An 18,293-nucleotide genomic window follows, 5' to 3' on the forward strand; every position below is an offset into this window, starting at 1 on the left:
ATCCCCCAGCTCACTCGAAGACCGGCTCTTCGTTCGGGAACGCGATGAGCGCGTAGCCGAGGCGGTGCTCCATCTGATAGCCCTCGCAGTCTTCCCGCAGCGACGTGTAGGCCTCGCCCTTGACGCGGCAGGCGTACAACGGCCGGCTCGCCACGCCGTCCGGCGGCTCCGTCCATATGTGACCGAGCCCGGACTGCACGCGCTTGCCCGCGCACGTGGGGTCGAGCGACACGAACTGGTCATCACCGTCCACACAGCTCGTCAGCGTCTGGGTGCCGGGCTGGGCGGTCAGCGCCACCCAACCGGTCGGCCCTTCCAGCCAGTGACCGGGCGGCACCACGGAACTGCCGTCGTAGGTGGTGATGTGGTCCCACGCCGGGCCGTAGTAGCGCGCCAGCGACGCGTACGCGAGCGTGTACCCGAGCACGCCTTCCACGGTCGCGCCGGCGCAGTCGGAACGCAGCGACTCGAAGTGGTCGGACGGGCCCATGCACCGGTATACGGCCACCGTGGGCACGTTCGTCGGCTGGCGGGCGTACACGCGGCCGATCGCACCAAGCGACGTCTGACCCTCGCATTCGGCGAACACCGAGGTAAAGGTGTCGTTGCCGTACCGGCAGGCGTAGAGCACCCGGGTGTTGGGCTGCTCCGAGGGCACCAGCACGCCGAGCGTCGCCTCGAAGTGGTAGCCGGCCGGCGGTTCCTCGCTGGTCGACGCGGTGTGGTGGTCGCCGGCGGCGTTGACGTAGCTGCCGAGCTGGTAGCCGATCGGCTTGGGCCAGCTGGCCCGCTGCGCGATCTTCTGGTCGGTCACCATGCCGAGGTCGGCGTGCACCTCGTCGATGTCGCCGGGGAAGAACTCGGCCGGTGCACCGTCCACTTTGCTCCTGCCGACGGTCACGATCCCGTCGCCGACCCACAGCGCCACGCCGTCCCGTACCGAAGCCAGCTCGCCGTTGACGTACAGGCGGAGCTGCCGCGCCGCGTAGTCGTACACGCCGGCCAGGTGCGTCCACTCACCGACCTTCGCCGGCAGGGGTGAGGCCGCGTAGACCATGTCGGCGCCGTCGGCGTCCTGCGCGCGGGCGCCGAACACCCAACGCTTCAGACCCGGCCGGTACTGGAGGAAGTAGCTGCTCATCCGCATGCCGTCCTGTGCCACGACCGTGCCGGCCCGGTCGCCGGTGGACAGCTTGGCCCACGCGGACACCGTGTAGCTGTCCCGGGTGGCGACGGCCGGGAGCCGGCCGGTGGCCGCGCCGCTCACGCCGTCGAGCCGCAACGCCTTCCCGGTGACACCGGGTCCGAAGGACGACCCTCCGGTGGCGGTCAGGGGGTTGTCCTGCCAGTCGTCGTTACGGCCGGTCCCGTCGTCGAAGCGCCACAGGTTGAGGCCCACCGACGCCGCGTCGTCGTGCACCTTGCGCACCTCGCCGTCGCTGAGCGCTCGCGAGTACGCGCGGACGTCGTCGATGCCGCGGGGGAAGAAGTCCACCGGCTTGTCGTCCCATTTGGACCGTCCGATGGTGAGCGGGCCGGTGCTGTTCCACGCCGTGACGCCCACCTGTGCCGCGGAGAGCACGCCGTTGACGTACAACCGGAGCTGGCGCGAGCCGGCGTCGTACACGGCGGCCAGGTGCGTCCAGCCGCCCGGCGCGGCGGCGTTGGCGGAGGTGAGCAGCACCCCGCCAGGCATGTTGGTGTCCGTCTCCGGGATCCAGACCGCCCATTTGTTCGCGCCCGCGTGGTACTGGAGCATGAACGAGCTGACGTGGGCGCCGTCCTGTGCGACCACCGTGCGGTTGCCGTTGCCGGCGGCGGTGAGATACGCCCACGCGGTGACCGAGAAGCTGCGTCCGGTGTCCAGCGCCGGCCCGGCGGTCTCCGCGTATCCGGTGGAGCCGTCCAGCCAGGCGGCGGCGCCGGTGCGGCCGCCGATCCAGCCGGTGCCGCCCTTGAGCGTGGCCGGGAGCCCGCGGCTGCTGGCGTCGGCGACCGCGGTGCCGTTGCCCTCGTCGAGCTTCCAGTGCCCGGCGTCGGCGGCCGGCAGCTTGTCCGGCCCGATCTGCGCCGGATACGAGCCGTGGAGGCCCTTGACCCGGTCGTCGTTGAGGGCGCCGGTGTAGACGCGCACGTCGTCGACGCGACCCTTCCAGTACGCGGTGTGGGCGCCGGCGGCCTTGCCGCGTCCAATCTGGAGCGCGCCGGTCCCGTTCCACGGTGTGTTCAGCGTGCCGTCACCGATCCGGGAGCCGTTGACGTAGAGCCAGAGCTTGCGGGTGTCGGCGTTGTACACAGCGGTCAGGTGCACCCACGTGTCGACGTCGGTCGGCTCGGTGGTCACCGCCGCCTTGGTCACCCTGCCGGTCGTCGGCTCCGGCATCTCGAAGACCCAGGCCCCGTCCGGGCGCTGGATGTCGTCCACCAGGTGCCCGAGCCGGAACTTGCTGAAGCCGACGTCGCCGCCGTCCAGGGCCACCGCGTCCATGCGGCACCGCTCCACCTCGTTGAGGTCGCAGTTGCGGTCCGGCAGGTACACCCACGCCGACACGGTGAAGTTCTGGTCGGTGCGGACGTCGACGCCGGTCGCCGTGGCGGCGCCGGTGACACCGTCCAGCGCGACGCCGTTGCCGACCCGGCCGGGCGCGAAGCTCGCCCCGCCGGTGGTTTTCGCGGCGCGGGTGCCGACGGCGTCCGAGACGTTGGTGCCGCTGGTCTCGTCCAGCCGCCAGTTGTGCGCCAGCGAGAGGTCACGGCCCGCCATGACCTTGATCTCGTCGGCGAACAGCGGCCGCCCGTAGACGCTCACGTCGTCGACGGCTCCGGGGAAGAAGTCGACGTCGCGGCTGTCGTACCGGGAGCGCCCGATCTGGAGTCCACCGCTGGCCTTGACGTTCGACTGGTGGACGGCGGTGCCGGCCAGCACGCCGTTGACGTAGATCTCCAGCTGTCTGCTCTGCTTGCGGTAGACGCCGACCAGATGGGTCCACACGCCGAGCTGGGCCAGGCCGGAGCTCTTCGCGCGATCGCCGGGTGGCGCCGGTTCGTCCGCTGTGGACCCGAAGAAGCTCCAGTGGCCGTCCTCCATCGCCTGTAGGTGGAAGGAGCTGGCACGGGCGCCGTCCTGGGAAACCACCGTCGACCACTTGCCCGGCTTGTCGAGCCGCACCCACGCCGCCACCGAGAAGCTCTGGCTGGTGTCCAGCACGCCGGGCGCGCTGACGTGGTCGTCCTGGCCGTCGAGCTGCACCGCGAGGTCGCCGGCGTCCGGGTACGCGGACTGGCCGGCCGCCCAGGCGGGACCGCCGCGCAGCGTACCGTGCTGCCCGCGTGCCGACGCGTCCTGCGCCGTGCCGTCGAACCGCCACATGGCGGCCGGGACGCCCTCGCGGCCCACGATGCCCTCGATCTCGTCGGTGGACAGCGGTCGGCTGTACACCCGGACCTCGTCGATGAGTCCCGGCCACTGGTCCACGTGGTTGCCGGCGACCATGCCGCGGCCGATGACGAGCGGTCCGGTGGCGTTCCAGGCGCCGTTGACGTCGCCCTCGCCGGCGAGCGCGCCGTTGACGTAGACGCGGATCTTCTTCGCCGCCGCGTCGTACACCCCCGCCACATGGGTCGGCACGTTCGGCTGGGCGGTGCCGGCCGGCGATGCCGCCCAGCCCGGCCAATGTGCCGTGGCCGCCTCCTCGTTCAGCATCGAGAACTGCCAGGACGTGCCGCGCTGCTGTAGCAGGAACCCGCTGTTGGACCAACCGTCCTGGCTCACGAACGTGGTCGCGAGCCCGTCACCGGCGAGCCGGTCCGCGCGCACCCACGCGGCCACCGAGAAGCTGCGGTCGGTGCGCACGGCCGGTGCGGTGGTGGCGGCGAAGCCCTTGACTCCGTCGAACTTCGCCGCGCCGTTGACCAGGCCCTCGCGCACGAAGGTGGCACCCTCGTGCAGCACGGCCGACTCCGCGCCCGGCACGGCGTTCGCGGCCGTGGTGCCCTCCTGGTCGTCGAGCTTCCAGTGTCCAACCTGGACGTTCTCCTGGCTCACCGCGGCGCGCACCTCGGTGTCCGACAGCACCCGGTCGTACATCCGCACCTCGTCGACCATGCCGGTGAGCGCGCTGCCGACCAGCAGCGGCCCGGCGCCGTGCCATGACGTGTCGCGTGCCGCGGTGCCGACCAGCACGCCGTCGACGTACAGCCGGACCTTCTTGGCGGGCGCGTCGTACACGCCGGCCAGGTGGGTCCACTGCCCGGCCACCGGCTCAGCCGGCGCGCGGACGAAGCTGGACGCCGACGGGCTCAGCGCGTCTTCCGAGGGCATGACGAAAACGAAGCGCTTGTACGCGCCCTCGTAGTGCAGGCAGAAAGCGCACTGGTTGGCGCCGTTCTGCCGGACCACGCCCTGCCACTTGTCGTCGACCTTGTCCAGCTTCACCCAGGCGGAGACGGAGAAGCTCGTGTCGGTGCGCAGTGTGTTGGGCGCGGTCATCCGCCCGCCGGCCGCCGCGTCGACCCGCAGTCCCATGCCCGCCGCGCCGGCCTGGTAGGTGGCGCCGCCGGCCAGCGTGCCGTCGCGGTCGCCCAGAAACGCGGTGTCCTTGGTGTTGCCGTCCAGCGACCACTGCGCCAGCGGTCCGCTCCCGGCCCGCACGTAGACGCGGTGCACCTTCGTCGGGCTGCGGTGCCCGGCCCGGTCGACGCTCTGCACGAACAGCTCGCGCGGCCCGTCACCGGGCGGTGTAAGCGTGACGCTCGCCGGACCGCCCAGCGCCGACGCGTCCACCTTGGTCGACGGCGGATCCTGCCATCCGTACAGGTAATGGTCGATGTCCTCGACGCCGCTGGCGCCGAACGTGAACGTGTCCGGCACGTCGACACCGCCGTGCCACCGATTGTCGTCCTTGTACAGCAGCGCGGAGACGCTCGGCTGCTTGTCCACGCCGACCCGGTCGACGACGAACCCGGGACCGTTCACCCACGGGCCGCCGTCGTGGCCGTCGCTGGCCCACACCGTCCAGGTGACGTGCTGGCCGTGCCGCTGGCGCAGGTCCAGGTCGGTGCTGAAGAACGCGCCCGAGCCCTGCCACGGCCCCCAGTCGCGGTGGTCGGTCGACGGGCCGCCGTAGATGTCCCAGATCGGCCTCACCTGGTCGTTGTCCGGATCGGACAGTCGACTCTGGAGCCGGATCCACTCGTCGCCCGCGTACGGCGTGCCGTCGCACCACCGGCACGCGCGCAGCGGTGGGTCGGTGCCCATGTCGTACGGCGTGTTCGGGCGGGTGTTGTAGTTCACCACGACGTGGGTGGCGTACGCGTCGTACTTGCGCCATGCGTACGCGTCGCCCTCGTCCTCCGCCTTGAGAAAGTACGTGGAGATGCCGCCGCTGTTCAACGCGCCGGCCACGTTGAAGCCGATCCCCTTGTTGCCCCCGCAGCCGCTGTAGTTGCTCTGGGCCCCGGAGGTGCCCACATGCCAACCCTGCGGCGCGTTGTTCCACGAGGTGCCGCCACCGATCCCGGCGTTGGCCATGAACAGCTGGTGGTTACGGGTGTTGCAGCTCGGGCCGTACACGATGGTCGCGTTGAAGCCCGCCGAGATGATCCGCTTGCCGGACAGGAACCCGGTGTCGAACATGAAGTACGAGCGGGTCGCGCCGATGCCGTTGCAGCCCGCCCAACCGCAGTAGCCCACCTTGGCCCAGCCGTCGACGTCGTTTCCGCCGCCCCAATGCGTGCTGCCGGGCGCGCCGGAAAAGACCTTCGTCCAGCCGACGTTCCAGTACGTGCGCCAGTCCGGGTCGATCACCACCGGGTACACGGTCTTCGCGCCGGTCAGCAGCGCGCGGTCCGGCGTCAGGGTGAGCGTGCCCCGCTCGACGGCCACACCCACCGCCGCCCGGCGCGGCGTCTCCGCGGCGTCCCACATCTGCGCCGGCGGCGTGGCGAACACCGGCTTGCCCTTGGCGTCCCGCGCCTCCAGCGTGCCGGACCGGGTCGCGGTGACCCGCACGCCCTTGGTGGTGAGGCCCAGCCGAATCCGGCGCAGGGCCGGATTCTTCGCCGCCGTCGCGTTCTTGACCACGAGGTGGTGGGCGTACCCGTCGGCCTCGGCGCGGAGCGTCAGGTCGACGCCGGGCAGCACCTCCGGGTACGTCACGGTCGGCCCGTCGACGACCGGGGCCGGCAGCCGCCCCGGCCAGCTGAGCGCGAGCCGCGCGCCGTCCCGCCCGTAGCGCACCAGCGGCGTCCCCTCACCCCCGCCGGAGAACGCGTAGTCGCCCAGCGTGGCCCGGGGCGCGATCGAACCGTCAGCCTGGCGTACCAGAGTGGTGTCGACGTCGAGCCACGTCGCGCCCTTGCGCACGCGCACCGGGCGGGCAGCCAGCGTCGCCGTCAGCGTGCCGTCCGGCTTCGCGTCCACGACCCGGGTTTCCGTGGTCAGCTCGGCGACCCGCACGGAAGACCGCTGCGCCACCGCGAGCTGGACCGCCGTAGCGGTGTCCGCGGCCTCCCGCACGACCGGCCCTGCCGGCGGACGCGGGGACGGGGACGACGACAACCTCGCGACGGTGAGCAGCGAAGCCACCAGCGCGAAAAGGAGAACCGGGACCACGACCCGGCGGAGGGCATGCTTATCGGACGTCAGGCGCACGGCACGGAGCGTGACAGAGGCCGCTTACGCGCCGCTTACCTGGCGCTGTCGCGCCCCGTGGCTCGCCGGTGCGCAACCAGTGCCGCGTGAGGAGCGCATATCCCGCGGTCAGCATCGCCGCGACAGTGGACGCTTCGTCACTGAACAAAAGAAGCGTGTCCAATGCGGTAAGGAGGAAGGACGTGCCGGCAGGATTTCTATTCATGCCGAAAATGCTAGATCCGGTTTCCGGTCATTCGATTAATGGAATTAATCGAGTACGCCCAGGCGTTTGGCCAGTCCTCGCAGTCGACCGTCTCGACCAAACCGTGGCCTGGAGAGCAGCTCTCGGGCGGCGGCGCGACCCCCGTCGTAAACGGACACCTGCTGCGGTGCGATCGCTTCCGCCTGGTAGAGCGCCGCGGCGGCCGCGCTTTCCGATCCCCTGCCCTGGAGCAGGGCCCGCGCGAGATCGATGAAGTACGTCGCACGGCGGTGCCGCGACATGCTCTCCAGTCCAGCGGCTGCTGTCGGGGCTTTGGCCGCCGAACCCTCCTCGAGGGCTACCAAGATGGCGACCCGCCAGATGTCGACGTTCGTCGGGCCGAAGTTGAAGTTTCCCTCCGGACATTCGCCCGTGTAGGCGGCGACCCTTTTCGCCTCGTCGAGATGCGCGAAAGCCTTGGCGCGCTGCCCGGTACCGGCCACTATCCAGGCGCTGACGAGATGATGCATGCCATAGGTGCTCGCCGCGGTGACGCTTGTGCCGACGTGCGCGCTCAGCAGTTCGACACCCTCCCGTGCCACATGGATAGCGCCCGGCTCGCTGGCGACGGCTCGGAGCCGAGCGTAGTTGGCGAGGCCCAGCGAGCGTGGATCACCGTGCTCACGCGCAGTGCGGGCGGCCAACTCGGCTACCGTCAACGCCAGATCCGGATACCCCAACTGCATGCACGTCGACGCGGCGGTCGAACAGATCTCCACGGCCTCACGCAGCAGCCGCCGCTTTTCGTCATCCGCGCAAGCGTGTAAGCGGTACGCCAGACGCGTCAAGGCAGATCCGAGCGCCGGTACGAGAACATCATATCGGCATGCATAGAAGTGCTGATCGAGTTGTTCGGCGGTGGGAGTGTGCGGTCGCGAGCCTGGATCGTCGTCGACGACGACGACGAGCTGAGGATACGAGAGTGCGATGATGCCGGACCTCAATACCGCTACGGAGGCGTCATCGACCGGCTGGTAGCGCGCGGGGACGTTCTCGCGGCCGGTCAGCTCACGCACCGAGATCTGCAATGCGCGGGCGATCGCCTCCTGTGACGCATATCGATCGAGTGGCGTCGACCCCCTTTCTATCTGCGCGATGTAGCCCTGGCTGAACCCGGCCAGCTCGGCCAACACACGCTGGCTCAACCCCCGACGGTGACGCCATCGCCGTAAGCGTGCGCCCACATGTTCGTCGTCCATCGCAACCATGATTGCGCTGAATACCGGCCCGGCCCAGACAATCGGTGCTACGGCTTCGACGCTTCACGCTTACGGGTTAGCTCGTCTGGCCCTTACCCGCTTTGTGTCTCACTCCGCCGGCGTCGTGACTCGCCACGCGTCGCTCGGCGATAGATCGAGTACTGGAAGATCCGCAGTGTGCATTCCTCCGGCCAGGGCTGCGGATGGTCCCGCAGCCCTGGCATGGCTACTGGTCGACGGTGAAGATGACCGCGCGGTTCGCGGCTGCTGCCTGGCGGTAGAAGTCGCGTACCCGCTTGAACCAGCCCCAGGTATAGCCGAAGTCTTCATCGCTCAGCGAGCCCTGGTAGTCGGTGGGATCGATCCGGTCGTAGCGCCGGCGCATCCAATCCTCGTCTACTGCCTCAAGGGCCGCCGCGACCTGGGCGACTTCACCTGCCCGCAAGTGCGCGACGACGTAGTCGTCACCCTCATAGTGCTGGCCGCCGCCAAGCACCGCCATATCGAGCGCCGAAAGACGCCTGCCAGACCCAAGCGTCCCGTCGCTCAAACAGCGGTGGATGGCGTCCCACGCCTTGTCCGTCTCACAGTCCAACGGCTCACCATCCCAGTCACCCATCTCGACGTCCTCGACGAAGGCTCGAACCTCGGCATCGTCGCGTGTCGCCATCAGGGCGGCTTCCTGCTCCTCAGTGAGGGCGAAGAACATTCCTCGGCATGCCATGAGCCGCAGGATAACCGAAGGCCGCGGTGCGCGGACGACCTCTCAATGTGCGTGGCTCACGCCAACTTGCCGCTGTCCGAAGGTTCTGGGCGGATGCTGACCGCGCGGGCCGGGTTATGGAATGGTTCTGGGCAGGCTGCTGGACGGGTGCGCCACCGCCGGCTCCCGCCGGTCAGAAGAGGGTGAGCTGGCCCGGCGTCGGGCTGGGCCGGCGGGAACGCGGCGGACGGAGCGCCACGCGTACCCATGCCGGCGCGTCCTCGACCTCGTCGGGAGGAGCGCCGCCGGTCAGCGCCCACAACGACGGGCCGAGCAGGATGCCCCGGCCGGCGAGCGCGCGTCGCATCCGGGGAAACTCAAGTGGGAGCCGGATCCCTTCCAGATCGGGCACCGGAAGGTCGGTACGCATCCGCATCAACCGGCGGTTACGCTCCACCAACTCGCGCGCGGCCGGTTCGGCCAACCGCTCGGCCGCCCGTGCACCCACGGCCGCGCTCACCTCAGCCACCCTCCCACCATCCAGCGCCGCCCACGCCGCGTCCACCGTCCCGAACGCGGCGAGCAGGTCGCCGGCGGTCGCCGGCCCAAAGCCGGGCACCCCGGGAAGGTTGTCGGACGGATCGCCGCGCAACGCGGCGAAGTCGCGGTACTGCCACGCCTCGACCCCGCACACGTCAGGCAAGCTGGCCGCCCTCATCAGCACCGCGGCGTCGCGGCCACCGTTGCGGATCCGCAGCACCGAGGTGCCCGCGTCGAGCAGCGCGAAGGCGTCGCGATCGCTGGTGACCAGGACCGTACGCCAGCCGGCGTCCCGAGCCTTCGCCGCGCAACTGGCCAGAACGTCGTCGGCCTCGTAGCCAGCCGGGACGAACACCGGCAACCCGGCCGCGCGCAGCAGGTCGGGCGCGACGTCCAGCTGCTCCCGCAGATCCGCCGGCTTGGCCGCCCGTTGCGCCTTGTACCCGGCGTAGTCGTCCGCCCTCGCCGACGACACCGGACAGTCGAAGCCGACCAGCACCGCGTCCGGACGCAGCCGGGCCGCCGCGTGGGCGACATGCGTGACCAGACCCTTGAGCGCCCACACCGCCCGCCCCTCGCTGTCGCGCAACTCCCCCGTGGCCGCGGCGTGGTACGCGCGGTGCAGCAGGCTGTTGCCGTCGACGACAAGCAGCAGCGGCTCCGCAGCGCTCACGCCAACAGCTTAGAACCCCAGCAGCGGCAACACGCGGTCGGAGTCTGAGCGGGTTCGCGTAGTAACAGCGCGTCACGGCACAGGCGGTGTCGAGGTCGCGGTCCGACCCGTTGTTGCTGCCGATGCACCGTGCCCGGCATCCCGCCACCTGCCGGTGAGTGGATCACCAGTCAGTGTCGCTCGCTGGAGGCCGCCCTCAGGTGTCGTAGCAGCCATCCCACGGAGGAACTGCTCGCGCCTATGGCCGCGCACACGGTCGACGACAGATCCGGTTCCCAAGCACTCGCTCAGGTCGACCCACGCACCCTCGACCTCCTGGAGCAGCGCGGGATCACCGTCCACATCGCCGAGACCACCGAGGCCGTTGGCGTCTACAACGCCCTCGCCGCCGACGGCGTCACCGTCGCGGGGCTCTTCCACTCGACCTGCTGACTGTTGCCACCGGCGCCCCGGTAGCTCAGCGGAAGAGCGGCCGGCGTCGACCCTCGGGCGGGAGTCGAACCCGCACCTGGCGGGGTAGAAGCCCGCTGCTCTGTCCATTGAGCTACCGAGGGAGGTGCGACACCTGGGAATCGAACCCAGCACACTCAGCTTAGGAGGCCGAGAAGCGCATCCAGCGCACGTGCCGCGTGTTCGATGGTACGCCGCCGGAGGATCGAACTCCGCTCCCCCGATTAAGAGTCGGGTGCTAAACCACTCAGCTAGCGGCGCATGGAGGAGGATGAGGGAATCGAACTCTCGGGTGTGACCCCGGCACGGTCCACTGTGGAGTTTCAACCATCGGTCCCGCCGGCCCGCCTACAGCGCCACGAGCGAACGGTGGTCCGGCCCGCCGGGCCGGGCCACGTGCAACACAAGTCACCTAGCGCTGTGCCGGTGCTGGGGACCTCTGGGCCAGGGCGGCGCGTACCCGTTCGACCTCCTCGTGCTCCTGACTACCGGCCGCGGCGAGCGCGCGCCGCCAGGCCGCCCGCGCGGCGTCGGTGTCACCGGCCGCGGCGTTGCAGTCGCCGAGGTGGACGAGCGTATCGACGACGTGGTACGGCATCTCCAGCCGTTCGAACATGACTACCGCCTGCTGAAAGCAGCTTTCCGCGAGCTGCCACTCACCGAGGTGGTGGTGGGCGATGCCCAGCGTGTCGAGCATGCCGGCCTGGCCCCGGACGTCGCCAAGCGCGCGGAGCATCCGCATCGCCTGCCGGCCGTACCGGAGGGTCTCCCTGTGCCGGCCGAGCTTGGCCGCGAACCAGGCCACCGCGTTCAGCGCGTTGGCATACCCGAGGTCGTGCCCGGCCTCCTGGTACAGCGCGACGGCGCGCCCGGACCAGTCGAACGCTTCGGCATCACGCCCCAACCGCCCGTACGCCTGCGCCAAACTGACGTACACCCCGGCCTGGCTGACCGTGTCGCCCAGATCGGCAAACAGTGCGGCGGCCCGGATCAGGACCGCGAGCGCCTCGTCATAGCGGTTCGACAAGGCCATCGCGGTCGCCAGACCGCCCAGCGTGTGCGCCTCCGCGACCGGGTCGCCCAGCCGTGCGGCGGCGGCAAGCGCAGACTGGCTGATCCGCTCGATGTCGTGCACGTGGCGGTGCCGATCCAGGAAGCCGCCGACCACCCACGCCAGCTGCCACGCATGCCGCTCGAACCCATGAGCCACCGCGACCTCGACCGCCGCGATCAACACCGGATGCTCCACTGTGTACCACGCCGCCGCGAGTTCCGGATCGGCTACGTCGGTCACTACCGCGCCGGAGCACGGCCGCGCCACGTCGATCGGCACCAGCAGCCGCCGGTAGACACCGACGGCCGTCATCGCGCTGTGCAGGTAGTGGTCGAGCATCCGCTCCAGTGGCGCCCGACGCTCGCCCGGCGGCTCCGCCTGCGCGAGTTCGACGGCCCAGGCGTGCAGAAGGTCGTGCATGGCGTACCGGCCGGGTTCCGGCTCGGCGAGCAGGTGCGCTCTGGTCAGTTCGGCCACCAGCCGCCCGGCCAGCGGTACCGGGACGCCGGCCAGGCTCGCCGCGGCGGCGACGCTCACCGTCGGTCCCGGATGCAGGCCGAGCAGGCGGAACAACCGCGCAGCGGCCGAGCTGACCGCGCGCATCGACGACGAGAACACGGCGCGCACGTCGGTTGCCGGGCTTCCGGTGGTGAACGCGTCGAGGGTGCGCAGCTCCCGCGCGAACGCGCCGAGGGCGAACCCTGGATGGGTTGCCGCTCGCGCCGCGACGATCGCCAGCGCCAGGGGAAGCCGCGCGCAACGGCTGATGATCTCGTCGGTCGCGGCGGGCTCGGCCTCGGTGCGGTGGGCGCCGATCCGCCCGGCCAGAAGCTGCCGTGACTCGGCCGGGCTGAGCAGGTCGAGCGTCATCGGCTGGGCGCCGGCCACCACCAGGCCGGTGAGCTGGCTACGGCTGGTCACCACCGCCACGCAGCCGGGCCCGCTCGGCAGCAGCGGCATGACCTGCTCGGCCGACCCGGCGTTGTCCAGCACCACGAGCATCCGCCGCCCGTCGAGAAGCGACCGGTACATCGCGGCCTGCTCCTCGCGGTCGGACGGGATCCGGTCGCCGGGCACCCCCAGCGCGCGAAGAGACCGGGCCAGAGCGTACTCGGGCGTCGCCGGTTCACCGGAGGCGTTGCCCCGCAGGTCGACCCAGAGCTGCCCGTCCAGGAAACGATCGCTGACTCGGCGTGCCCACCGGACGGCGAGCGTCGACTTGCCCACACCGGGCGCCCCGGAGACCACCACCGTGCGCGGTTGCGCCGGATCGTCGGCCAACCGGTCGAGCCGGGCGAGCTCCTCGACCCGGCCGACGAAGCCGGGTACGTCCGGGGGCAGTTGGCGCGGCACCGGGGGCTCGTAGATCGCTGGCGCCGGTGCGTCACCGTTTCCGGAGCGTCCGTCCAGGATCCGGCGGTGCAGCCGGCGCAGCTCTTCGCCGGGCTCGATCCCCAGCTCCTCCGACAGCCGGCGGCGGGCCGCGTGGTAGGCGTCGAGCGCCTCGGCCCGCCGCCCGGCCGCGTCCAGGGCCTGCATGAGCTGCTCCCAGAACCGTTCGTGCAGCGGGTACCTGCCGGTGAGCTCGCGGACCTCGCCGATGACCTCAGCGGTGGCCCTCCGGTCGAGGTCCAGGTCGATGCGCCGGGCGAGGGCCTGGAACCACTCGTCCCGCAGGCTGGCTACGGCCCAGGCGCGCAACTGGTCCGACTCGACGTCAGCGAGCGGTTCTCCGCGCCACTCCGCGAGCGCCGCCGCGATCGAGGCCGCCTCGCTCTCGCGGTCTTCACGCTCGGCGGCCCGCCCGGCCTCGCGCATGTGTGCCCGGAACCGGCCGAGGTCGATCACCTCGGGTGGGACGTCGACGACATACGCGCCGGACACCGTCCGCATGATCTGCCGGTCTGGCACGGCGGCGAGCGCCGAGCGCAGCCGTGCCGCGTACAGCTGCACCGCCCGGCGGGGCCGCTCGGGCTGGTCTTCGCCCCAGAGCATCGCGGCGAGTTCGTGGATCGGTACTGGCCGACCGGCGTCGAGCAGCAGCCGGGCGGCCAGCACGCGTACCTTCGGGGAGGCGAGGCGCACGGGACGCCCGCCGACTCGAAGCTCGACCGGGCCGAGTATCCGGAAGTCGACGTCCATTCCGACATCGTCGTCCATCCACGCACTGGGGCAAACAGAAGGTCTGGCCCTATCCCCTCCGGCCCTGATCCCGCCGCGCGGCGACGATCGTCGAACGCGAAGGGCGGCCGTGGAGGGACCCTCCTCGGCCGCCCGCCCCGTGTCTGTTCAGCGCAGCCCGTAGGCCCGGATGATGGTTTGCGTCACGGACGTCCCGCGGTCGTCAGCCGCGGTGGCCCGCAGTGACACGAACGCCTTTCCGGCCGGGTGGTACACGGTGACTTTCCGGTCCAGGCCCGTGCCGCTGACCGGCGCCGCCTTCCAGGTCACACCGTCGTCGTAGGACACCTCGACGGTGAGCGTCGTGAGGTTGCCGTACGTGGCACCGGCACCCTGCTGGACGAAAACGGGATACGTCGACCGCTTGCCCGCCTTCGCCGCGTTGTGGTCGTCCAGGTGCGGCGCGAACCGCACCACCATTACCGGCAGCGTCGTGTTGACCGCCCTGGCCGACGTGAACGTCCACGCCGCCGCGAGCCTGGTCGTGTACGTGGAGTTGCTCCGCGTCGCGGTGGCCTCGAGCCGGTACGTTCCCGGGTCGTCCGGCACGGTGAAGATGTCCGCGTCGCGCGCGGACTCGCCGACCGGTTCGCCGTCCTTCGACAGGGCGAGCCGCATGGTGTCGGTCGTGCTGAAGCCGATGTGGTCGGCGGACCGATCGCCGTAGAGCGGAATCCCGGCGTAGATGACGCTCCGGTCCCGGACCAGATATGGCGAGTACGTCGGATGGGCGGCCAGGGCCGGCCCGAACACCCCGTAGTTCCACTGTTTCCGCGCGACCTGGCCACGCTGGTAGGTCGACGGCAGCGAGTAGTACACAGTGTGCGGGTCGGCGTCGCCCTCGCGGAACAGGCCGACTCCGTTCGAGATCTCCAGGCCGGGCGAGACGAACTGGGTGATCCGGACCGACCTCGCGAGTGGACCAACTGGCCCGAGCCAGGTCTGCTGGTCCGGCCCGCTCTCCCCGAACGTGTGCTCGATCCGGGCGAAGTCGCGGTTTCGCAGACGCGGACTCAGGTCGGCGGGCACGTTCCGGTCGTGCTTCCACTCGATGACGTACCCGTATGGCGAACCGCTGAACCCGCCGTTGCCGTCCGCCTTGCCTGCCGCCGCGACGACCCGGTAGGTGAACTGCCCGGGCGGCGCCGACGTCCGCGACGGAATGACCGCGTATTTGCTCGGCGGGCCGATCGTCTCGTCGCTGTCGGTATTTCCGGCGACGGTCCGGAAGAAGCCGATGTTCACACTTCCGGCGAGCGCGGCGTCCGGCCGGTCGAGCTCGAACCCGATCGGCTTGGCCCGGCGCGCGTCGATGGTGAGCGTCTTCGGACCATCCACCGTGTACGCCGGCTCCGCACCGAGCACATAGGAGTAGTCCTCGGGCCCGGTTGGCACGGCGATCGATTCCAGCACGAAGTAGGTGCCCTTCGGCAGCCGGACGGTCGTGCCGTCCGTCGACGCGTCGAACCTCGTATCCACGTTGGCGAAGCTCGCCCAGTGCTCGGTGGCCGGGGCGCCGTCGGGCCCGATCGCCCGCACGCCCACGTCGTAGCTCTCCACCTCCCGCGTGAGGCCGACCGGTGTGCGAACCACCATGCCACCACCGCTCGCCACGACGAACCCCTCGTACCGCCCGTCCGGCGCGTCGATCCGGGTGTCGGCGACGAGGTGGGCGGTCGCCGTGCCGTGGGCCGGTACCGTGAGGTGGGCCGGCGAGAGGGTGAACATGCCGGCCGGTGGAGCGTCGCCGGACGGGTTCTTCATCAGGACCTCCAGATGCAGCGTCAGGGCCGCGTCCCCGTCGTTGTGGTAGGTGAGCGCCTTGTCGACCGGCTTGTCGTCATGGTGCGGCCACCTCGCCGTCCCAGCGTCCACACTGGACGGGGTGGCGAAAACCGGGTGCTTCGCGGCGGCGGCCACGTCGATGCGGCCCGCGCCCTGGGCGTAGAGGCTGACCCCGTCGCGTGGGACCGCCGTGCCCATCAGCGCGGCTTTCAACTCGGTCGCCTTCCAGCCTGGGTGCTCGCCGGCCAGCAGCGCCGCCGCACCGGCCGCGTGCGGCGTCGCCATCGAGGTGCCGGAGAGCGCGACGTAGTGATCGTCCACCACCGGTTCGGAATTGGCGATCCTCGAACCCGGGGCGAGCGCGGACACGATGCCGACGCCCGGCGCGGTCACGTCGGGCTTGAGCCCCCCGTCGCGCTCGCGCGGGCCACGACCGGAGAAGTCGGCGAGCGAGTCGGTGTGGTCCACCGCGCCGACGGTGAGCGCGCGGTCGGCGGTACCCGGGGTGCTGATGGATCCCGGGTACGGCCCGGAGTTTCCCGCGGCCGTCACGAACAGCGTGCCGGACTGGTCGGAGAGCCGGTCGAGGGCCTCGGCCATCGGGTCCTCGCCGTTGACGACCAGCCCGCCGAGGCTCATGTTCACCACCTGGGCTCCCCGCTGGACCGCCCACTCCATGCCGGCGATGGTCCACGACTCCATACCGAAGCCGTTGTCGTCGAGCACCTTGCCGTTCAGCAGCGTCGCATCGGGCGCCACGCCGACGTACTTGCGGCCGTTACCGGTGATGATGCCCGCGACGTGCGTGCCGTGGCCGACCTTGTCCACTGCGCCATACGGGCTGCCGCTGAAGTCTCGCGCCTCCACGACAGCTCCGGTCAGATCCGGGTGCCCGGCGTCGATGCCGCTGTCCAGCACCGCCACCGTGACACCCTTGCCGGTGTGGCCGGCCTTCCACACCTCCGGGGCGCCGATCCGCGGCACGCTCTTGTCGAGTGCGGCCCGCACCTTGCCGTCCAGCCAGATCCGGCTCGTGGCGGCAGTCAGGCGCTTCGCCCGGTCGGCCGTGACGGACCGCCAGAAGCCGGCCGCGTCGGCCTTCTTCAGCTCGGTCGCCCCGCCGCTGACGCTCGCGAGCGCCTTCGCGATCGGTACGCCGGCCGCGGCCTGTCCACTGAGGACGAGCGGCAGCGTGGTCCGGCTCCGGTCGTCGTACCCGGACCGCACCAACAGCGAGACGTCGAACAGCCGCCGGTCGACCCGGTTCGTCTTGATCAGGGCCGCCGCGTCGGCGGGCACCACGTACTCGTCGCCGTGTTCGCTCCGGTGCCGGAACGACATACCCGAGCGCCCCTTGCCCGGCTCGACCGTCACCAACCGGACAGCGTCGCCGTTCACCCGCACGAGCGCCCGGTCGCCGGTGACGAGCGTGACCCACCGCTGCTGCCCCGGCGAACCGGTCGTGGCCGCGGCAACGGTGCCCTCCCGTAGCGGCACGACCAGCGCCGTCGCGGCGAGCACCAGGCCCACCGCGTACAGCGAAGATGATCGGCGCATCGCGTCAGCACTCCCCCGGGCCGTACGCGACCGCGGCCGGGGCGTTGGCCGCCGGCGGCTCCTCGTCCGTCCAGCGGGTCGACTCCAGCACCCGGTACCCGATCACCGCGCCCTTCGGCACCCATGCCATCTCGGCGGCCGGTTTCATCGCCCGGATGACCTCCGCGAGCGTCTGTCCACTGTCGGGGTTGAAGACCAGGCTGACCTGGTACGGCCCGCCGGAGTCGGCCATCTGCTCGTCGACCGTGTCGTTGGTGGTGATGGCCACGGCGACACCGTCGCGCCCCTTGGCGTCCTTCACCGCACCGAGCGACGTCACCCCCGCCAATCCGGCCAGCACCTGGTACGCGGCCGAGCGCACCTGCGGCGTGATCGGGTTCTGGAAGAGCAGGTTCATCACCCCGTTGAAGATGGCTTCGCCGAGCTCGACGTCGGTACGGTGCGGCAGGTCCTGCTTCTTGATGACGCCGATCAGCCAGGCCTTCAGCGCGGCCGGGTCGGACGGCAGGGCACGGACCTGGTCGACCGTCAGGTCTTCGCCGAGGACCCAGAACTTGGGCACGTACGGTCTCGTGCTTGGGTACCGGTACTGGATCTGCGGGCCCTTCCCCGTGTCTTTCGTGACGGTGCTGGCCGTGGCCGGTGCGGCGGTGTACGCGTTCTTCGGATCCACCGGGCAGCCCGCCCGCGGCTCCTTCGGCCAGCTGCTCGGCGAGCCGGCCTTCTTCCAGGCCGCCTTGTCAGCGTCGGAGGCCGGCTCGCCGCCGGCCCACCGGCGGTCCAGCACCCGGTACGGGTCGACGACCGGGATCCACCATGTCTCGGTGTACGCACCCATGATGGCGTACCGGTTGCCGGGTCGGCCGACCCGGATGAGCGACCCGTGTTCGATCGTGGATGTCCAGAACTTGCCGGAGCCGGGGTCCGGCTCGTTCAGCGTCTGTTCGGCGGCGGTCAGCAGCAACTCCCGCGCCGACCGGTTGTCCGCCTCGATCGGCCCGGCGTCCGTAACGCCCGGGCCGTCCGTCGCGCCGCGCGAGGGCGGCGGCGCCGAGCCCAGCACGTGTGCTCCGACCACGATGCCGGTGGACACCGCGAGGACACCGGCGGCGACCGGCACGAGGATGCGAGTCCTCCAGCGCGACGCGCGCTTGGCGTAGATCTGCCGCGTCAGGCGACGCCGGGCCTCGTCGACCGTTCGCGTCGACGGCGGGTCTACCGGCCGGGCGCCGGCAAGCAGGTCAAGTTCGTCCAC

8 protein-coding genes and 3 tRNA genes are annotated in these 18,293 nt (G+C 70.8%); 1 reads left to right on the top strand and 10 read right to left on the bottom strand.

Annotated elements, in window-relative coordinates; all coding sequences use genetic code 11:
* Nucleotides 1–10: 10 nt before the first annotated feature.
* The 4 genes from ACTMTJ_RS07860 to ACTMTJ_RS07875 all read right to left on the bottom strand — a co-directional run bounded on the left by ACTMTJ_RS07860 (nt 11) and on the right by ACTMTJ_RS07875 (nt 10,011).
* Nucleotides 11–6,517 (bottom strand): LamG domain-containing protein, encoded by a 6,507-nt coding sequence (locus ACTMTJ_RS07860; RefSeq protein WP_441215464.1) that lies wholly within the window; start codon nt 6,515–6,517, stop codon nt 11–13.
* Between the two features lie 384 nt (nt 6,518–6,901).
* Nucleotides 6,902–8,104, bottom strand: coding sequence for a helix-turn-helix domain-containing protein (locus ACTMTJ_RS07865; RefSeq protein ID WP_441215465.1), 1,203 nt, complete (start codon nt 8,102–8,104; stop codon nt 6,902–6,904).
* Between the two features lie 217 nt (nt 8,105–8,321).
* A complete protein-coding gene (locus ACTMTJ_RS07870) occupies nt 8,322–8,819 on the bottom strand; it encodes a YfbM family protein (RefSeq protein ID WP_441215466.1) in 498 nt (165 codons plus the stop codon).
* A 172-nt stretch (nt 8,820–8,991) separates the two neighbouring features.
* Complete coding sequence (locus ACTMTJ_RS07875; RefSeq protein ID WP_441215467.1) at nt 8,992–10,011, bottom strand: 5'-3' exonuclease; 1,020 nt, start codon at nt 10,009–10,011, stop codon at nt 8,992–8,994.
* Nucleotides 10,012–10,251: 240 nt separating this feature from the next.
* Between ACTMTJ_RS07875 and ACTMTJ_RS07880 the strand changes: the two genes are divergently transcribed.
* Nucleotides 10,252–10,443, top strand: coding sequence for an MTH938/NDUFAF3 family protein (locus tag ACTMTJ_RS07880; RefSeq protein WP_441215468.1), 192 nt, complete (start codon nt 10,252–10,254; stop codon nt 10,441–10,443).
* Between the two features lie 49 nt (nt 10,444–10,492).
* Here the strand turns inward: ACTMTJ_RS07880 and ACTMTJ_RS07885 are convergent.
* The 6 genes from ACTMTJ_RS07885 to ACTMTJ_RS07910 all read right to left on the bottom strand — a co-directional run bounded on the left by ACTMTJ_RS07885 (nt 10,493) and on the right by ACTMTJ_RS07910 (nt 18,293).
* A tRNA-Arg gene (locus tag ACTMTJ_RS07885) sits at nt 10,493–10,565 on the bottom strand.
* Between the two features lie 3 nt (nt 10,566–10,568).
* Nucleotides 10,569–10,640 (bottom strand) — tRNA-Arg (locus ACTMTJ_RS07890).
* A gap of 8 nt (nt 10,641–10,648) precedes the next feature.
* A tRNA-Lys gene (locus ACTMTJ_RS07895) sits at nt 10,649–10,722 on the bottom strand.
* A gap of 151 nt (nt 10,723–10,873) precedes the next feature.
* On the bottom strand, nt 10,874–13,675 hold the full coding sequence (locus tag ACTMTJ_RS07900) for a BTAD domain-containing putative transcriptional regulator (RefSeq protein WP_441215469.1): 2,802 nt from the start codon (nt 13,673–13,675) through the stop codon (nt 10,874–10,876).
* A 129-nt stretch (nt 13,676–13,804) separates the two neighbouring features.
* Complete coding sequence (locus ACTMTJ_RS07905) at nt 13,805–17,038, bottom strand: S8 family serine peptidase (protein WP_441215470.1); 3,234 nt, start codon at nt 17,036–17,038, stop codon at nt 13,805–13,807.
* 4 nt (nt 17,039–17,042) lie between these two features.
* Nucleotides 17,043–18,293, bottom strand: a complete 1,251-nt coding sequence (locus tag ACTMTJ_RS07910) for a CU044_5270 family protein (RefSeq protein ID WP_441215471.1) — start codon at nt 18,291–18,293, stop codon at nt 17,043–17,045.

This window comes from Phytohabitans sp. LJ34 (assembly GCF_052068095.1).
Classification (GTDB): domain Bacteria; phylum Actinomycetota; class Actinomycetes; order Mycobacteriales; family Micromonosporaceae; genus Phytohabitans.